At 54.1% G+C, this 410-nt stretch carries 1 protein-coding gene; it reads right to left on the bottom strand.

The window, feature by feature from the left end:
• The coding region (locus tag OGW13_RS25800; RefSeq protein WP_287115460.1) for an ArsA-related P-loop ATPase at positions 1 to 410 on the bottom strand (410 nt) is incomplete at both ends.

The raw sequence follows: 410 nt of genomic DNA, 5'->3' as shown, positions 1-410 counted from the left end.
CGATAGCGTTCGGTTTCATCGTGAGGGTTGATGCGGCTGACCTGCAGGTTTTTGAGGCTGCCGTTCAGCGTTGTACTCAGGTGCGCAGCAGGATCAGAGGTCGTGAGATGCACGTCAAATCCCATGTCTGCCAGCCTGACGGCGATGGCAGCAGCCATCGTGGTTTTCCCTACGCCACCTTTGCCCATCAGCATAATCAGGCCGTGTTCACTGCGAGCGATATCATCGACCAGGCCAGAGAGCGATAAGTTTTCAGGCGTGTACAGGACGTTCGTTACCGGGAGCGGTAATGCCTCAGAACGGGTATCCAGCAGTCCCTTCAATGCTGAAACACCAACCATATTGACTGGCTGTAGTAATAGGGTATCTGTCGGTAGCTCAGATAAACCGGCAGGAAGATTTGCCAGTGC

Origin of the sequence: Citrobacter sp. Ca225, assembly GCF_030337175.1 — a bacterium.
Classification (GTDB): domain Bacteria; phylum Pseudomonadota; class Gammaproteobacteria; order Enterobacterales; family Enterobacteriaceae; genus Citrobacter_A; species Citrobacter_A amalonaticus.
Note: the sequence above shows the minus strand (reverse complement) of the source record. Positions and strands in the feature narration are given on the sequence as shown.